The sequence below is a fragment of the Curtobacterium sp. 8I-2 genome, from assembly GCF_902506155.1.
GTDB classification, from domain to species: Bacteria; Actinomycetota; Actinomycetes; order Actinomycetales; family Microbacteriaceae; genus Curtobacterium; species Curtobacterium poinsettiae.
Map to the genome: position 1 here is coordinate 2,694,512 of NZ_LR732827.1, position 15,887 is coordinate 2,710,398.

Consider the following 15,887-nt stretch of genomic DNA (forward strand, 5'->3'; position numbering starts at 1 on the left):
GGGACGTCGGCGGTGTCGTTCGGGGTCTGCCGCGTTGCTGCGACAGTCGGGTGTGCGCCGGTCAGGCGTTGGCGGGCCGGCGACGCTCGCGCGGCAGCACGACGCCGAGGGCGACCATGCCGATGGCGAGCACGAGGTGCAGCCAGTTGTCGGCGTTGTTCAGCGGGACGAAGTTCGCACCCGAGCTGTGCCCGGCGGTGAACAGGCCGTAGACCCACAGGACGAAGTAGACGACCCCGCCGAGCACGAGGTACATCCGCGAGCCGGTGGCCCGGTTGGCGGCGAGCAGTCCGACGACGCCGAACAGCAGGTGGACGATGTTGTGCAGCACCGACACCTGGAAGATGCCGAGCAGCATGCCCATCGACTCGTGTCCGGCGCCGGCCAGGTCACCGGTCGTGATGCCGGGGACGAACCCGGCGATCCCGACGAGCAGGAACACGATGCCGACCACGAGGGCGGCCTTCTGGACGGACGAACCGGCGTAGCGGTTGGTGGCGGTGGTGACGTCGCTCATGGTGGTTCCTTTCCTGATGTGGTTCAGACCGTACGCAGCCACCGCGCAGTCGGTTCACGGACGGTCCACGGAACGCATCCCGCCGCGCACTGCCCGTGGGAGACTCGAGGCGTGACGACGGGGGAACGGGGCGGTCCGCTCACGGGCTGGCGCTACCAGGGGACGCTGCGGCGCTACCAGCAGGACGTGCTCGACCGGGTGCCCGTGGTGCCAGGGGACCCGGTGCACGTGGTCGCGCCGCCGGGCTCCGGCAAGACCCTGCTCGGGCTCCTGCTGGCCGGCCGCGCCGGAGCCCGCGCGCTCGTCCTCGCGCCGACCGCGACGATCCGCTCCCAGTGGGCCGTCTCGGCTGCCGCGCTCGACGGTGCTCCGGCCGTCCGCGTGTCCGAGGACCCCGAGCACCCCGGTGACCTGACCGCGCTGACCTACCAGATGCTCTCGGTCCTCGAGACCGGCAACCCGCTCACCGAGCTCGCGGCTGCGGACTGGCGCCGCGAACTCGTCGAGGGCGGCCGCGACGAGCAGGCTGCGGCAGCGTGGCTCGTCGACCTCGATGGCTCCAACCCGACGGCGTACCGGAAGGGGATCGCGCGGCGCTCACGGGCCATCCGCCGTCGACTCGCCCGCGAGGACCCGGCGCTCCTCGCGACCGCGCTGCACCCGAACGCCCGGGCCCTGGTCGACCGGCTCGTCGCGCACGGCGTCGGCACCATCGTGCTCGACGAGTGCCACCACCTGCTCGACCACTGGGCCCTCGTGGTCGCGTACCTCGCCGCACGCATCCGGCAGGCCGGCCGTGAACCCCTGCTCATCGGGCTCACCGCCACCCTGCCGTCCACCGACGACCGGGACGCGCACGACAACTACACCGCGCTGCTCGGCGACGTCGACCACGAGGTCCCGACACCGGCCGTGGTGAAGGAGGGCAACCTCGCGCCCTACCGAGACCACGTCTGGTTCGTCGAACCCACGCAGGACGAAATCGCGTTCCTCCGCGAGCACGAGGACCAGCTCGCGAGCCTGGTGGCGACGACGTTCGACGACCCCGACGGCGCGGACTGGCTGGTGCACACCCTGCAGCCACCCGTCGACCAGTCCGACGGTGACCGCTCGGCCACGGCATCGCCCGAGACGCGGCTGGCCCGTGCGTTCGACACCGACTTCGCCGTCGCCGAGTCCGCCGCGCGCATGCTCGCGGAGGTCCGTCCGGACCACCCGGTCCTGGCCTTCGTCCACCACGCCGCCCGGAGCACACCCGACGCCGAGCAGCGACTCCGGCTGCTCGCCCGCTACGCCCTCGACCGGCTCCTGCCCGATCCCGACCGAGCGGAACAGTGGCAGCGGATCAAACGGTCCATCGTCGACTTCGGCTTCACCCTGACGGACCGCGGGGTCCGGCGTGGCCGCGACCCCGTCGACACCGTCCTCGCCTCGTCCGCGGCCAAGGACACCGCGGTGGGGGAGATCCTCCGGCTCGAACTCGAGCAGGAGGGCGCGGGCCGCCTGCGCACCGTCGTCGTCACGGACCACGCCACGCACGGCAACGCCCGTGGCTCGGGTGGGCGCGACGCCGGCGCGCTCCGCACCTTCGCGACGATCGCCGCGGACCCGACCCTCACCGGCCTGCACCCCGTCCTCGTCACCGCGAAGCACCTCCGCATCGCCGCCCGCGACGCCGACGTCCTGCTGCCCGCGCTCCGACGCCACCTCGGCACCGAACTGCCCGCCAGTCCGGTGGACGGCACACCGGGGGTGCTCGCGGTGGAGACCGCCGGCACCGGCTCGGCCGCGGTCATCGCCGCCGTCTCGGCACTGCTCACCGACGCGACCACCCGTCTCGTCGTCGGCACCCGCGGACTCCTCGGCGAGGGCTGGGACTGCCCGGCGGTGAACACCCTGATCGACCTCACGGCCGTCGCGACGTCCTCCGCCACCCAGCAGCTCCGCGGCCGCACCCTGCGCCTCGACCCCGCCTGGCCCCGCAAGGTCGCCCACAACTGGACCGTCACCGCCGTCGTGCCCGCTGACGTCCCGCTCCTCGCAGCGCCGGACGTCAGCCGCATGCACCGGAAGCACGATCAGCTCTGGGGACTCCTCCGCGAGGACGACACCCAGGTCGTCCGCGGCACCGGGACCGCACTCTCCGACGCACACGCCCTGCGGCTCGCCGCGATCGTCGCCAAGGACAAGCGGCGGAACGTCCGAGCGCTCGACGACGACATCGCGGCGGCGCTGCCGTCCCGCGAGCAGACCCACGCGGCCTGGCGCATCGGCGAGCCGTACGCCGACCGCGAGAGCACGGCCGCCGTCCTCCACGAACCCGATGCCGCGCCCTGGACCACCGGCCCCACCGCAGCCGCCGTGATGACCGTCGTGCTCGCGCTGGTACTCGCGGTCGTCGCACAGTCGTTCCGTGTCGTCGTCGAACTCTGGCGCGCCGGCGTCGTCCTCGGCGTCGTCGGTGCGGTCCTCGCCGTGGTCGCCGCGACCGCGGTCGCCTGGCCGGTCGCCCGGCAGCTCGGCACGGCGCTGCGACAGCGGTTCGACACCACGCACGGCTACCGGAGCGCCGTCCGCGTCGTCATCGACGGCCTGCACCGCGCCGGACGCATCCCCGCCTACGGGGACGGCGACATCCGCGTCACCCCGACGATGGCCGGCAGGCTGCCGGTGGCGTTCACCATGGAGGCCCTCGGTGGGACCGTGGAGGACCGCCGCACGGTGACGAGCGCACTCGCCGAGGCGTTCGGTCCGGTCCGCACGCCGCGGTTCCTGCTCGAGACCGGGCGCGGCGAGGCAGCGCGGCTGCGCCGGGCACCGCTGCTGGCGCTCGCGCTGTGGATCGCACGGACGACCACCCGCGGCAACCGGTTCCTGGCGGTCCCGACGGGGATCGGACGACGGCGGGAGGACGCCGAGGCGTTCGCCGCCGACTGGGACCGTTCGGTCGGTCCGTGTCGACTCCACGAGATCGACTCGCCAGCGTCGCTCGTGCTGCTGCTCCGCGCTCGACGTGACTCCGGGGCGACGAAGACGCCGCCGTCCCTGCGTGACCAGTGGTCCTGACGACGGGCTGGTGACGTCGGCCGGTGCTCGTGCCAGCCGCGGGCGACGCGCGTGGGACGATGGACCCATGCGTCTCGTCGTCGCCGGCAGCCCCGCTGCGGCCGTCCCCACCCTCCGCCGTCTGGCGGCGTCCGACCACGAGATCGTCGCGGTGCTCACCCGGCCGGCCACCCCGCAGGGCCGCAAGCGGGTCCTCACCCCGACCCCGGTGGCCGTCGTCGCCGCGGAGCTCGGACTGCCGGTCATCGAGGCCTCGCGCGTCGACGACGCCGTCACCGCCCGTATCACGGACCTCGACGTCGACCTCGGCGTGATCGTCGCCTACGGCGCTCTGCTCCGCCGTCCGGCCCTCGACGCCCCGCGGCACGGGTGGATCAACCTGCACTTCTCCGACCTGCCGGCGTACCGCGGCGCTGCTCCCGTGCAGCGTGCGGTGATGGCCGGCGACACCCGGACCGCCGCCACGGTCTTCCAGCTGGTCGAGGCGCTGGACGCCGGCCCGGTGCACGCCGCGCGGCCCTTCGAGATCGACCCCGAGGCGACCTCGGGCGAGGTCCTCGCCGCGATGGCCGAGGTCGGCGCCGACGTCGTGGCGGACGTCGTGGACGCCATCGCCGCCGGCACCGCTGTCGCGACCGAGCAGTCCGGCGAGCCCACGCTCGCCCCGAAGCTCACGATCGACGACGGCCGCGTCGACTTCGCCGCTCCGGCAGCGGTCGTGCACGCCCGGCTGCGCGGCGTCACGCCCGAGCCCGGCGCGTACGCCCACCTGGGCGGGACCCGCGTGAAGCTGCTCCGCAGCACGCTCCAGCCAGGAGGCGCCGAGGACCCCGCCCCGTCGCTCGCGCCCGGTGCGCTCGCGCTCCACGGCGGTCGGCTGCTGGTCGGGACCGCCGACACCCCGCTCGTGCTGCTCGAGGTGCAGCCGGCGGGCAAGAAGGCGATGGACGCCGCCGCCTGGGCCCGTGGCCTCGGCGAACTGGACGGGAAGGTCCTCGCATGAGCCCCCAGACGAAGCCCCAGGCTGCCCGCCGTGGCCCCCGCCCGGCCAGTGCCCGCCGCGTGGCGTTCGACGTGCTCCGCGCCGTGCAGGTCGACGACGCCTACGCGAACCTGCTGCTGCCGACGCGCATCCGCCGTGCCGGACTCACCGCCCGCGACGCCGGGTTCGCGACCGAGCTCACCTACGGGTCGATCCGGATGCTCGGCCGCTACGACGTGATCATCGCGCTGGCCTCCGGTCGCCGGGCCGAGAACATCGAGGCGGACGTCCTCGACGTGATGCGCCTGGGCGCCCACCAGCTGCTCGCCATGCGCACGCCGACGCACGCCGCCGTCGACGCCACGGTCGAGCTCGCCCGCGAGGTCGGTGCCCGCCGCGCCACCGGGTTCGTCAACGCCGTGATGCGGAAGATCGCCGCCCGCACCGACGACGAGTGGGACGCCCTGATCACCGAGGGCCGCGCCGGGGACGCCCTGCTCGCCACCCGGTGGTCGCACCCGGTCTGGGTCGTCTCCGCACTCCGCGACGCCCTGGCCGCCGAGCGCTCCCGCGACGAGCTCGCAGCCCTGCTCGCCGCCGACAACGCAGCACCCCGGGTGCAGCTCGCAGCCCTGCCCGGACTCGCCACCGACGAGGACATCGCCACGGCGACCGCGCGCACCGCGCCGGACGACGACACCGACGCCGCGTTCGCTGACGCGACCGGGGCGGACGACGTGCCCGCGGCCCTGGTGCCGGCCGTCGACGAACCGGAGGCCGACGGCGCGACCGGCACCGTGCCTCCCGTCCGGTCCGCCGAACCCGTCGTGCAGGCGGACGCCGCGCCGGTGTCGCCCGTCGGGATCCGCGGCATCTCCGGCGACCCGGCACGCGTGCCGGGCGTCGCCGCCGGGCGACTGCGCGTGCAGGACGAGGGGTCGCAGCTCGCCGCGCTGGCGCTGAGCCGCTCGTCGGCCGTGCGTGCGGGGGAGCGGTGGCTCGACATGTGCGCCGGTCCCGGCGGCAAGGCCGCGCTGCTCGCCGCCGAGGCGCAGCAGGGCGGGGCGACCCTGGTCGCCAACGAGCTCGTGCCCGCCCGGGCCGGACTCGTGCGGAACGCCCTCGGCGTGTTCGGCGACCACGTGCGGGTCGTCGAGGGCGACGCCCGTCGGTACGGCCGCGACGGCACCGGGATGACCTTCGACCGCATCCTGCTCGACGCCCCGTGCACCGGGCTCGGCGCACTGCGTCGCCGGCCGGAGGCCCGCTGGCGGAAGCTCCCCGAGGACGTCGAGGAGCTCGCGGCGCTGCAGACCGAACTGCTCGACGCCGCCGTCCGCGTGCTCGCTCCGGGCGGGACCCTGGCCTACGTGACGTGCTCGCCGCACCTGGCCGAGACGCGCGGGCAGGTCGACGCGCTGATGGGGCGGCACGGTGGCCGGCTCGAGCAGCTCGACACCGCCACGGTCGTCCGGGGTGTCGCCGCTCGTGACCCGGAGATCGCGGACGGCGCCACAGCGCAGCTGTGGCCGCACCGGATCGGCACGGACGCGATGTTCATCGCGCTGTTCCGCCGCGTCGACTGAGGCCCCGACGCGCGGCACGCCGGTAGGCTTGCCCGGTGACGATCCGCATCTCGCCGAGCATCCTGTCCGCCGACTTCGCGAACCTCGAGCGTGAACTCCACCGCATCGAGACCGCCGACCTGGTGCACGTCGACGTGATGGACAACCACTTCGTGCCGAACCTGACGCTCGGGCTGCCGATCGTCGAGCGCCTGCAGCAGGTGTCGCCGGTGCCGCTCGACGTGCACCTCATGGTCACGGACGCCGACCGCAACGCGCCGAAGTACGCCGAGACCGGTGCGTCGAGCGTCACGTTCCACTTCGAGGCCGCCGAGGACCCGGTGGCGACCGCCGCGGCGATCCGGTCGAACGGTGCCCGCGCGGCCGTCGCCGTGAAGCCCGGCACCCCGATCACCCAGGTGCTGCACCACCTCGACGCCTACGACATGATCCTGCTGATGACGGTCGAGCCCGGGTTCGGCGGCCAGTCGTTCATGCCGTCCGTGATGCCGAAGCTCGCTGACGCGCGCGCGGCGGTCGACGCCTCGGGGCTCGACGTCTGGCTCGAGGTGGACGGGGGCATCTCGGTGGACACCGTGCCCGAGGCCGTGCGGAGCGGTGCCGACACGCTCGTCGCGGGGTCGGCGGTCTTCGGCGGCGAGCCCGCCGCGCGCATCACCGACCTGCGCGAGGCCGCCGCCCGGGCACGCTCGTGACCGTGGGAGCGCCGGACGGTGCCGGCGTCGCCGAGGCGACCACCGCCTCCCGTCCGGACGGTGCGTCGGCAGCGTCAGCGGAGACCGGTAGCCTGGACCCCGTGAAGACGTTCGACGACCTGTTCCAGGAGCTCACCGAGAAGGCGCGCACGCGCCCCGAGGGCTCCGGCACCGTCGCCGAACTCGACGCCGGCGTGCACCAGATCGGCAAGAAGATCGTCGAGGAAGCCGCCGAGGTCTGGATGGCGGCCGAGTACGAGGGCGACGAGCGCACCTCGGAGGAGATCTCGCAGCTGGTCTACCACCTCCAGGTCCTCATGGTCGCCAAGGGGCTCACCCCGGCGGACGTCTGGCGACATCTGTAGGACGCGCTCGGGCACCAGCCCGCGCACCGACCTCGATCCGCCACGACCCCGACCAGAAAGCAGACCCCTGATGCTCCGCATCGCCGTGCCCAACAAGGGCTCCCTGTCCGAGACCGCGTCCGACATGCTGCGTGAGGCCGGGTACGCCGGTCGCCGTGACCCGAAGGCGCTGCACCTGCTCGACGAGCGCAACGGCGTCGAGTTCTTCTTCCTCCGCCCGCGGGACATCGCCACGTACGTGGGGTCCGGCGCACTCGACGTCGGCATCACCGGCCGTGACCTGCTGCTCGACTCCGGCTCCGAGGCGCACGAGGTCGACGCGCTCGGCTTCGCCGACTCCACCTTCCGGTTCGCCGGCACGCCCGGACGGTTCGCCTCGCTGCAGGACCTCGACGGCGTCCGCGTGGCCACGAGCTACCCCGGCCTCGTCGGAGCGTTCCTCGCCGAGCACGGGGTCACCTCGACGCTCGTGAAGCTCGACGGCGCCGTCGAGAGCGCCGTGCGGCTCGGGGTCGCCGACGCCGTCGCCGACGTCGTGTCGACGGGCAGCACGCTCCGACAGGCGGGCCTCGAGATCTTCGGCCCGGTGATCCTCGAGTCGACCGCGGTGCTCGTCTCCACCGACGAGACCATCGCCGGCATCGACGTGCTGCGTCGGCGGCTGCAGGGCGTGCTCGTCGCCCGCGGCTACGTGATGCTCGACTACGACGTCCCCACGGCACTGCTCGAGCAGGCGACGGCGGTGGCGTCCGGCATCGAGTCGCCCACGGTGTCGCCGCTGCACGACCGCGAGTGGGCGGCGGTCCGCGTGATGATCCCGCGCGACGACGCGAACCTCATCATGGACGCGCTCTACGACCTCGGCGCCCGGGCGATCCTCGTCAGCCCGATCCACGCCGCACGCCTGTGACCACCGGCGGCGTGTCGGTGCGGGTCATCCCGTGCCTCGACGTCAAGGGCGGCCGAGTCGTCAAGGGTGTCAACTTCCTCGACCTGCAGGACGCCGGTGACCCCGTCGAGCTCGCGGCGCGGTACTACGAGCAGGGTGCCGACGAGCTGACCTTCCTCGACGTCGGCGCCACGGTCGAGAACCGGGCGACGATGTACGACACCGTGACCCGGACGGCCGAACAGGTCTTCATCCCGCTCACCGTCGGTGGTGGGGTGCGCAGCGTCGACGACGTGTCGCGGCTGCAGCAGTGCGGTGCGGACAAGATCGGCGTGAACAGCGCGGCCATCGCCCGCCACGAACTCGTCGGCGAGATCGCCGACCGGTTCGGCGCGCAGGCCGTCGTGCTCTCGCTCGACGTCAAGCGGTCGGACCGGATGCCCTCGGGCTTCGTGGTCACCACCCACGGGGGGCGGACCGAGTCCGACCTCGACGCGATCGCCTGGGCACGCGAAGCCGTCGAACGCGGTGCGGGGGAGCTGCTCGTCAACTCGATCGACGCCGACGGCACGAAGAACGGGTTCGACCTCGAACTCGTGGCCGCGGTGCGCGCGGTCTCGTCCGTCCCGGTGATCGCCTCAGGAGGCGCGGGTCGCGTCGAGCACTTCGCCCCGGCCGTCGACGCGGGTGCGGACGCGGTCCTCGCCGCCAGCGTCTTCCACCGTGGCGAGATGACCGTGGGGGACGTCAAGGCCGCGCTCCGCGCGACCGGTCACGCCGTCCGCTGATCCGCCGCCGTAGGCTAGGAGTCTCATGACCGACAGCACCAGTACCGACACCGAGGCGGTCCTCGACCGCGCACACTTCGGTGCGGACGGCCTGCTCCCCGCCATCGTGCAGGAGGAATCGTCGAAGGACGTCCTCATGCTCGGCTACATGGACCGGGAAGCCCTCCGCCGCACCCTCACCGAAGGCCGTGTGACCTTCTGGTCGCGGTCGCGGAACGAGTACTGGCGGAAGGGCGACACGTCGGGACACGCGCAGTACGTCCGCGGGGCCGCGCTGGACTGCGACGACGACACGCTCCTCGTGACGGTGCACCAGGTCGGGGCGGCGTGCCACACCGGTGCGCACCGGTGCTTCGACGTCGACCCGCTCGCGCCCGTGACCATGTCCGCCCCGGCCGACGCAGCCGTGGAGGCGACCCGATGACCGCCGCGACGATCTCCGAGAACCCGCACACGACCTCCCGGCCGGAGTTCGACGGTCTGGTCGACGACCACCGTGTCATCCCGGTCGTCCGCGCCCTGTACGGCGACAGCGAGACGCCGGTCGGCGTGTACCGCAAGCTCGCCGACGGCCGCCCCGGGTCGTTCCTGCTCGAGTCCGCCGGCCAGGGCGGCCTGTGGTCGCGCTGGTCGTTCGTCGGGGTGCGGAGCTTCGGCGTCCTGACGCAGGACGGCGACCGCGCGGCGTGGATCGACACCGGCATCGACGCCGAGCGGGCCGTCGGGTCCCTCGACGGTGCCCCACTGGACGTCCTCGCGCGGCTGCACGAGCGCTGGGCCACGCCCCGTGTGCCCGGCTCGCCGCCGCTCGTCGGCGGCACCGTGGGCTTCATCGGGTGGGAGGCCGTCCGGCAGCTCGAACACCTGCCGAACGTGCCGCCGTCCGACTTCGACGTCCCCGGACAGGCGCTGTCGTTCGTCTCCGAGCTCGCCGCCCTCGACCACCGCACCGGGCTCGTGCTGCTCGTCGCGAGCGTGCTGAACGACGGCACGGACGACGCCGATGCCCTGTGGGCGGACGCGCAGCAGCGCCTCGACCGCATGCAGGGCGACCTGGTGCAGCCGAGCGTCGCGACCGTCGCCGAGGCGTTCGAGATCGCGGAGCCGACCCCGACGCACCGGACGAGTCCGGCCGACTACATGGCCGCCGTCGAGCGGTCGAAGGACTTCATCCGCGACGGCGACGTGTTCCAGGTCGTCATCTCGCAGCGGTTCGACCACGAGGTGACGGCCGACCCGCTCGACGTCTACCGCGTGCTCCGGACCCTGAACCCGAGCCCGTACATGTACTTCCTGGCGCTGGCGGACACCGCCGACGAGCGGTTCTGGATCGTCGGCGCCTCGCCCGAGGCGCTGGTGAAGGTGCAGGGCGACCACGCCGTCACCCACCCGATCGCCGGGTCCCGCCCGCGTGGTGCCACGCCCGAAGAGGACGTCCGCCTCGGCGAGGACCTGCTCGGCGACCCGAAGGAGCGCGCGGAGCACCTGATGCTCGTCGACCTGTCCCGCAACGACCTGCAGAAGGTGTGCGAGCCGGGCACGGTCGCCGTCACCGAGTTCATGACGGTCGAGCGGTTCAGCCACATCATGCACCTGGTGTCGAGCGTCGAGGGCCGCATCCGTCCCGAGGCCTCGGCCATCGACGTGTTCCGGGCGACGTTCCCGGCAGGCACGCTCTCGGGCGCGCCGAAGCCCCGAGCGCTCCAGATCATCGACGAGCTCGAGCCCGCCAAGCGTGGTGCGTACGCCGGTGTCGTGGGCTACTTCGACTTCGCCGGGGACGCCGACCTGGCGATCGCGATCCGCACCGCCCTGATCAAGGACGGCGTCGCCCGCGTGCAGGCCGGGGCCGGCCTCGTGGCCGACTCCGATCCGGAGACCGAGCACGTCGAGGCGGTCAACAAGGCCGCGGCCCCGTTGCGTGCCGTCGCGACGGCGAACCGGATGCGCGAGGTCCGCTCGTGAAGCGGTCGCGCCCGATCGTCGTCGTCGCCGGACTCCTGGTCGCCGGCATCATCATGCTCGCGTGGACCCAGACCTGGTTCACCGTCCGCCTGCACGCGGGAGCGGCAGTCACGTCGACGGTCGCCGCCGACGGCGCAGCGGTCGTGCCGCAGTTCACCGCGCTGGCGATCGCGAGCCTCGCGCTGTTCCTCGCGATGACCATCGCCGGACGGGTGCTGCGCATCGTGCTCGCCGCCGTGGAGATCCTGCTCGGCCTCGGCGTGGTCGTCAGCGGCATCACCGCGGCCGCCGACCCGATCGCCGCTGCACGCGGCGCCGTGGGCGAGGTCGCCGGGGTGAGCGACCTCGGCGCCGTCCGGAGCGTCGTGTCGAGCGTCAGCGTGAGCCCGTGGCCCGCAGTCGGCATCGCGGGCGGCGTGCTCGCCGTGCTGCTGGGCGTCGTCGTCATCGTGGTCCAGCGCGCCTGGCCCGGACCGAGCCGGAAGTACGGAGCCGCGACCGCCGGAGCCGCCGCCGCGGCGCGGGCCGCGGCACCCGTCGAGCGCGATGCGGTCGTCGACTGGGACGACCTGAGCGCGGGCGTGGACCCCACCACCGTGGACGGCGCGGGCGCGGGGGCGCCGAGTGACGACACGGTAGGATCGACAGGGCGTCGCTCGACCGACGACGCCGGAGCAGAACGAGGAGCACCGTGAGCAACACTGAGCCCGCAGAACTCGGCGAAGGCCACTCGCCGGCCGCCTGGACCGCCGTCGTGATCATGCTGATCGGATTCGCGGCAGGCACGCTGTTCTTCTGGTTCGACCAGCCGTGGGGCGTCTGGGCCTCCGCTGGCGTCGTCCTCATCGGCCTCATCGTCGGTGGCGTGATGAAGAAGGCCGGCTACGGCGTCGACGGTCCGAAGTTCGTCCCCAAGCACCACGGCGAGTAGGGGTCTGCCGATGCCGAACGTGCTCGAGACCCTCGTCACCGGCGCCCTCGAGGACGCCGCAGCCCGTCGTGTCGATCGCCCGTACGCGGACGTCGAACGCGACCTCGACCGGGTGGCGTCGCCCCTCGACGCCCTCGCGTTCCTGAGCCCGGGCGACCGGGTGAAGATCATCGCCGAGGTGAAGCGCGCCAGCCCGTCCCGCGGGGCGATGGCCGCGATCGCCGACCCCGCAGGCCTCGCCGCCGACTACGAACGTGGTGGCGCGTCGACGATCAGCGTCCTGACCGAGGGGCGCAAGTTCCTCGGCAGCCTCGCCGACCTCGAAGCCGTGAAGGCCCGTGTCGGGGTCCCCGTGCTCCGCAAGGACTTCATCGCCGACCCGTACCAGGTCATCGAGGCCCGGGCGTCGGGTGCCGACGTCGTGCTGCTCATCGTGGCGGCGCTCGAGCAGGCCCGGCTGGTCGAGCTGCACACGCTCGCCGAAGAACTCGGCATGCGCGTCCTGGTCGAGGCGCACTCCGGTGACGAGGTCACGCGTGGCCTGGACGCCGGTGCCCGCATCCTCGGCGTGAACGCCCGCGACCTCACCGACTTCTCGCTCGACCGCGACCTGTTCGGGTCGCTCGCCGACCGCATCCCCGACGGGGTCGTGCGCGTCGCCGAGTCCGCGGTCTCCGGTCCCGCCGACGTCGCCCACTACCGTGCAGCGGGCGCCGACGTCGTGCTGGTCGGCGAGGCGCTCGTGACGGGGAGCGACCCCGCCGCGACCCTCGCGTCGTTCATCGACGCCGCCGACCAGGCCTGACCGGCTCACCAGGCCGCCGAACCGCGGCCCGGTCCGCTCCACGCATCGAGGCCGCCGACCGCGGCCGCACGTTCCACCCGTCCGACGCGGCCGACCGGCCGCGTCGGACTCGTCCCGGGAGACACATCGTGACCTCACTCCGCGACCTGCACGGCCCCTACTTCGGCGACTTCGGCGGACGCTTCGTCCCCGAGTCCCTCGTCCTCGCGCTCGACGAGCTCGAGGCCGCCTTCCGTCAGGCCTGGGCGGACCCGGCGTTCCGTGCGGAACTCGACGCGCTGCACCGTGACTACACCGGGCGTCCGTCGATCATCACCGAGGTGCCGCGGTTCGCGAAGCACGCCGGTGGCGCCCGGATCATCCTGAAGCGCGAGGACCTGAACCACACCGGCTCGCACAAGATCAACAACGTCCTCGGCCAGGCCCTCGTCGCCCGCCGCCTCGGCAAGACCCGCCTGATCGCCGAGACCGGGGCCGGGCAGCACGGTGTCGCCACCGCGACCGCCGCAGCCCTGTTCGGCATGGAGTGCGTCGTCTACATGGGCGCCGTCGACACCGAGCGCCAGGCGCTCAACGTCGCGCGGATGCGCCTGCTCGGCGCCGAGGTGATCCCGGTCGAGACCGGTTCGCGCACCCTCAAGGACGCCATCAACGACGCCCTGCGCGACTGGGTCGCCAACGTCGAGTCGACGCACTACCTGCTCGGTACCGTCGCCGGTCCGCACCCGTTCCCCGAGATGGTGCGCGAGTTCCACAAGGTCATCGGCGAGGAAGCGCGCCAGCAGGTCCTCGACCGCATCGGTCGGCTGCCGGACGCCGTCGCGGCGTGCGTCGGCGGCGGCTCGAACGCGATGGGCATCTTCGAGGCGTTCCTCGACGACGAGTCCGTCGCGCTGCACGGCTTCGAGGCCGGTGGTGACGGCGTCGAGACCGGTCGGCACGCGGCGAGCATCACGCTCGGTCGCGAAGGCGTGCTGCAGGGAGCGAAGTCCTACCTGATGCAGGACGAAGACGGCCAGACCATCGAGAGCCACAGCATCTCCGCTGGGCTCGACTACCCGAGCGTCGGCCCGGAGCACGCGTACCTGGCGTCGATCGGCCGCGCGAAGTACCAGCCGATCACCGACACCGAGGCCATGGAGGCGTTCCGCCTGATGAGCCAGACCGAGGGCATCATCCCGGCGATCGAGTCGTCGCACGCCCTGGCCGGTGCCATCAAGCTCGGCAAGGAGCTCGGGCCCGAGGGCGTCGTGCTCGTGAACCTGTCCGGCCGCGGTGACAAGGACGTCGCGTCCGCCAGTCGCTACTTCGGCATCCTCGACGAGAACGCGGTGCAGCTGTGACCACGAACAAGACCGTCGCCCAGACGATCGACGCCGCCAACGCCGAGCGCGCCGGAGCCGTGGTCGGGTACCTGCCCGCCGGGTACCCGAACCTGCAGACCAGCGTCGACGCAGCCGTCGCCCTCGCCGAGAACGGCGTGGACGTCATCGAGTTCGGCCTGCCGTACTCCGACCCGGTCATGGACGGCCCCGTCATCCAGCGCGCAGCCGAGGAGAGCCTGGCGAACGGCTTCCGGGTCGCACAGGTCTTCGACGCCGTGCAGCAGATCACCGAGCGGGCCGACGTGCCGGTGCTCGTCATGACCTACTGGAACCCGGTGCTGCGCTACGGCGTGGACCGCTTCGCCGACGACCTCCTCGCAGTGGGGGCCGCCGGTCTCATCACGCCCGACCTCATCCCCGACGAGGCCACCGCGTGGACCGAGGCGTCCGAGCGCACCGGCCTCGACCGGGTCTTCCTCGCCGCGCCGTCCTCGTCGGACGAGCGCATGCGTCAGGCGGTGGAGTCCAGTCGTGGCTTCGTCTACGCCGTCTCGACGATGGGTGTGACCGGCGCCCGGGTCGGGGTCGACGTCGCCGCACGCACCGTGGTGTCGCGCCTGCGTGACGCCGGGGTCGAGCGAACCTGTGTCGGCCTCGGGATCTCGACGGCGGAGCAGGTCGGCGAGGTGCTCGAGTACGCCGACGGTGCGATCGTCGGGTCCGCGTTCGTCCGGGCCCTGGCCGACCTCGGTGTGCAGGGTGTGGCCGACCGGGCCGCCGACCTCGCCACCGGCGCCCGCCGCCGCTAGTCCAGTTCCTGTCGGGCCCGCGACCCGCGCTACAGTGAGCGAGGCCGACGCCACGTCGACCGCGCCCCGTCAGTTCCGAAAGGCGACAGCACCTCCATGCCCCTCCTGAGCATCCCGAGCCCGAGCACCGCCTGGCAGTACTTCGACCTGACCGCCTGGCTCCGCGACGCGTTCGGCTGGTCGCTGCCCCTCGACTTCCGCATCCACGCGTACGCGATCTGCATCCTGGTCGGGATCGTCGCCGCGGTCGTCCTCGCGAACCGTCGGCTCAACGCCCGGGGCGTCGAGCGATGGATCATCATCGACATCGCCATCTGGGCCGTGCCCGCCGGCATCATCGGCGGACGGCTCTTCCACGTGTTCACCCACGTGTCCGACTACTTCGGCCCCGGCATCGACCCGCTGTCGTTCCTGTACATCTGGGAGGGCGGGCTGGCCATCTTCGGCGCGCTGATCCTCGGGTCGGTCGGCGCCTGGATCGGGTGCCGCCAGGTCGGTCTCCGGTTCACGTCGTTCATCGACGCCGTCGTGCCGGGCGTCCTGCTCGCCCAGGCCTTCGGACGCCTGGGCAACTACTTCAACCAGGAGCTCTTCGGCATGCCGACGAGCCTGCCCTGGGGGCTCGAGATCGACTCCAGCAACGCCGCGTTCCCGAAGGGCCTGCCCGAGGGCACGCTGTTCCACCCGACGTTCCTGTACGAGATCATCTGGAACGTCCTCGGCGTGGTCGTCATCCTGTTCCTGGCACGCAAGTTCACGCTGCAGTGGGGCAAGGTCCTCGGCCTGTACCTGATCTGGTACGGCGCGGGCCGCTCGGTGCTCGAGTCCATCCGCGTCGACACGAGCGAGACCTTCTTCGGCGTCCGCACGAACGTGTGGATGGCCCTCGCCGCGGTCGTCATCGGCATCCTGATCTTCGTGGTGCAGAGCCGACGGCACACCGGCAAGGAGCCGAGCCCCTACCTGCCGGGTCGCGGGCCTCGTCCGACCTCCGATGTAGACTCCGAAGACACCTTCTCGGAGCACGACGACGACGCAGCAGACGGCGTCACGAGTGACGAACCGGTCACGACCACCCGCTGAACCAGACGGTCTCCGCCACAAGCGGGGCCCAGCAACCTCGCCGGCCGCCAGGGCAACGACCACTGACGGCGGGCACGGGCA

Annotated in this window: 16 protein-coding genes; 15 read left to right on the top strand and 1 reads right to left on the bottom strand. The window is 72.8% G+C overall.

The annotated features are described in order from the left end of the window. Positions 1 to 61: 61 nt before the first annotated feature. Complete coding sequence (locus BOSE127_RS16455; RefSeq protein ID WP_017887189.1) at positions 62 to 517, bottom strand: DUF4383 domain-containing protein; 456 nt, start codon at positions 515 to 517, stop codon at positions 62 to 64. Between the two features lie 111 nt (positions 518 to 628). Here BOSE127_RS16455 and BOSE127_RS16460 point away from each other — a divergent pair, with 111 nt between their 5' ends. The 15 genes from BOSE127_RS16460 (at position 629) to lgt (ending at position 15,806) form a co-directional block, all read left to right on the top strand. Further along, positions 629 to 3,583 (top strand): DEAD/DEAH box helicase family protein, encoded by a 2,955-nt coding sequence (locus BOSE127_RS16460; RefSeq protein WP_159558027.1) that lies wholly within the window; start codon positions 629 to 631, stop codon positions 3,581 to 3,583. 67 nt (positions 3,584 to 3,650) lie between these two features. Continuing rightward, positions 3,651 to 4,586 carry a methionyl-tRNA formyltransferase gene (fmt, locus tag BOSE127_RS16465; protein WP_159558029.1) on the top strand — a complete coding sequence of 312 codons (936 nt, stop codon included), beginning with the start codon at positions 3,651 to 3,653 and terminating at the stop codon, positions 4,584 to 4,586. Then, a complete protein-coding gene (locus BOSE127_RS16470) occupies positions 4,583 to 6,151 on the top strand; it encodes an RsmB/NOP family class I SAM-dependent RNA methyltransferase (RefSeq protein ID WP_236559580.1) in 1,569 nt (522 codons plus the stop codon). Before fmt ends, BOSE127_RS16470 begins: the two co-directional genes overlap by 4 nt. Before the next feature lie 35 nt (positions 6,152 to 6,186). Next, positions 6,187 to 6,846, top strand: a complete 660-nt coding sequence (gene rpe, locus BOSE127_RS16475) for a ribulose-phosphate 3-epimerase (protein WP_017887193.1) — start codon at positions 6,187 to 6,189, stop codon at positions 6,844 to 6,846. Between the two features lie 101 nt (positions 6,847 to 6,947). After that, complete coding sequence (locus BOSE127_RS16480; RefSeq protein ID WP_031259753.1) at positions 6,948 to 7,211, top strand: phosphoribosyl-ATP diphosphatase; 264 nt, start codon at positions 6,948 to 6,950, stop codon at positions 7,209 to 7,211. A gap of 70 nt (positions 7,212 to 7,281) precedes the next feature. Then, positions 7,282 to 8,121, top strand: a complete 840-nt coding sequence (gene hisG / locus BOSE127_RS16485) for an ATP phosphoribosyltransferase (protein WP_017887195.1) — start codon at positions 7,282 to 7,284, stop codon at positions 8,119 to 8,121. Continuing rightward, positions 8,118 to 8,888, top strand: coding sequence for an imidazole glycerol phosphate synthase subunit HisF (gene hisF, locus BOSE127_RS16490; RefSeq protein WP_017887196.1), 771 nt, complete (start codon positions 8,118 to 8,120; stop codon positions 8,886 to 8,888). The genes hisG and hisF overlap by 4 nt, the downstream gene beginning before the upstream one ends. Positions 8,889 to 8,913: 25 nt before the next feature. Further along, on the top strand, positions 8,914 to 9,312 hold the full coding sequence (gene hisI, locus BOSE127_RS16495; protein WP_017887197.1) for a phosphoribosyl-AMP cyclohydrolase: 399 nt from the start codon (positions 8,914 to 8,916) through the stop codon (positions 9,310 to 9,312). Next, positions 9,309 to 10,853 (top strand): anthranilate synthase component I, encoded by a 1,545-nt coding sequence (locus tag BOSE127_RS16500; protein ID WP_017887198.1) that lies wholly within the window; start codon positions 9,309 to 9,311, stop codon positions 10,851 to 10,853. Before hisI ends, BOSE127_RS16500 begins: the two co-directional genes overlap by 4 nt. Further along, the gene (locus BOSE127_RS16505; protein WP_017887199.1) at positions 10,850 to 11,548 is read left to right on the top strand and encodes a Trp biosynthesis-associated membrane protein; all 699 of its coding nucleotides are present in this window, start codon (positions 10,850 to 10,852) and stop codon (positions 11,546 to 11,548) included. The genes BOSE127_RS16500 and BOSE127_RS16505 overlap by 4 nt, the downstream gene beginning before the upstream one ends. After that, positions 11,545 to 11,784: an HGxxPAAW family protein gene (locus tag BOSE127_RS16510; protein ID WP_017887200.1), complete on the top strand. Its 240-nt coding sequence runs from the start codon at positions 11,545 to 11,547 to the stop codon at positions 11,782 to 11,784. The genes BOSE127_RS16505 and BOSE127_RS16510 overlap by 4 nt, the downstream gene beginning before the upstream one ends. A 10-nt stretch (positions 11,785 to 11,794) precedes the next feature. Beyond that, positions 11,795 to 12,589, top strand: coding sequence for an indole-3-glycerol phosphate synthase TrpC (trpC, locus tag BOSE127_RS16515; RefSeq protein ID WP_442873462.1), 795 nt, complete (start codon positions 11,795 to 11,797; stop codon positions 12,587 to 12,589). A gap of 128 nt (positions 12,590 to 12,717) precedes the next feature. Next, complete coding sequence (gene trpB / locus BOSE127_RS16520; RefSeq protein ID WP_017887202.1) at positions 12,718 to 13,932, top strand: tryptophan synthase subunit beta; 1,215 nt, start codon at positions 12,718 to 12,720, stop codon at positions 13,930 to 13,932. Next, the gene (gene trpA / locus BOSE127_RS16525) at positions 13,929 to 14,723 is read left to right on the top strand and encodes a tryptophan synthase subunit alpha (RefSeq protein ID WP_159558031.1); all 795 of its coding nucleotides are present in this window, start codon (positions 13,929 to 13,931) and stop codon (positions 14,721 to 14,723) included. The genes trpB and trpA overlap by 4 nt, the downstream gene beginning before the upstream one ends. A gap of 96 nt (positions 14,724 to 14,819) precedes the next feature. Beyond that, positions 14,820 to 15,806 carry a prolipoprotein diacylglyceryl transferase gene (gene lgt / locus BOSE127_RS16530; protein WP_017887204.1) on the top strand — a complete coding sequence of 329 codons (987 nt, stop codon included), beginning with the start codon at positions 14,820 to 14,822 and terminating at the stop codon, positions 15,804 to 15,806. Positions 15,807 to 15,887: the final 81 nt, after the last annotated feature.

What these genes read in the sequence shown, in the direction of transcription:
- BOSE127_RS16470 (WP_236559580.1), top strand. Translation starts at nt 4,583, where the DNA reads ATGAGCCCCCAGACGAAGCCCCAGGCTGCCCGCCGTGGCCCCCGCCCG.
- hisI (WP_017887197.1), top strand. Translation starts at nt 8,914, where the DNA reads ATGACCGACAGCACCAGTACCGACACCGAGGCGGTCCTCGACCGCGCA.
- lgt (WP_017887204.1), top strand. Translation starts at nt 14,820, where the DNA reads ATGCCCCTCCTGAGCATCCCGAGCCCGAGCACCGCCTGGCAGTACTTC.
- BOSE127_RS16455 (WP_017887189.1), bottom strand. Translation starts at nt 517, where the DNA reads ATGAGCGACGTCACCACCGCCACCAACCGCTACGCCGGTTCGTCCGTC.
- BOSE127_RS16500 (WP_017887198.1), top strand. Translation starts at nt 9,309, where the DNA reads ATGACCGCCGCGACGATCTCCGAGAACCCGCACACGACCTCCCGGCCG.
- hisG (WP_017887195.1), top strand. Translation starts at nt 7,282, where the DNA reads ATGCTCCGCATCGCCGTGCCCAACAAGGGCTCCCTGTCCGAGACCGCG.
- trpC (WP_442873462.1), top strand. Translation starts at nt 11,795, where the DNA reads ATGCCGAACGTGCTCGAGACCCTCGTCACCGGCGCCCTCGAGGACGCC.
- fmt (WP_159558029.1), top strand. Translation starts at nt 3,651, where the DNA reads ATGCGTCTCGTCGTCGCCGGCAGCCCCGCTGCGGCCGTCCCCACCCTC.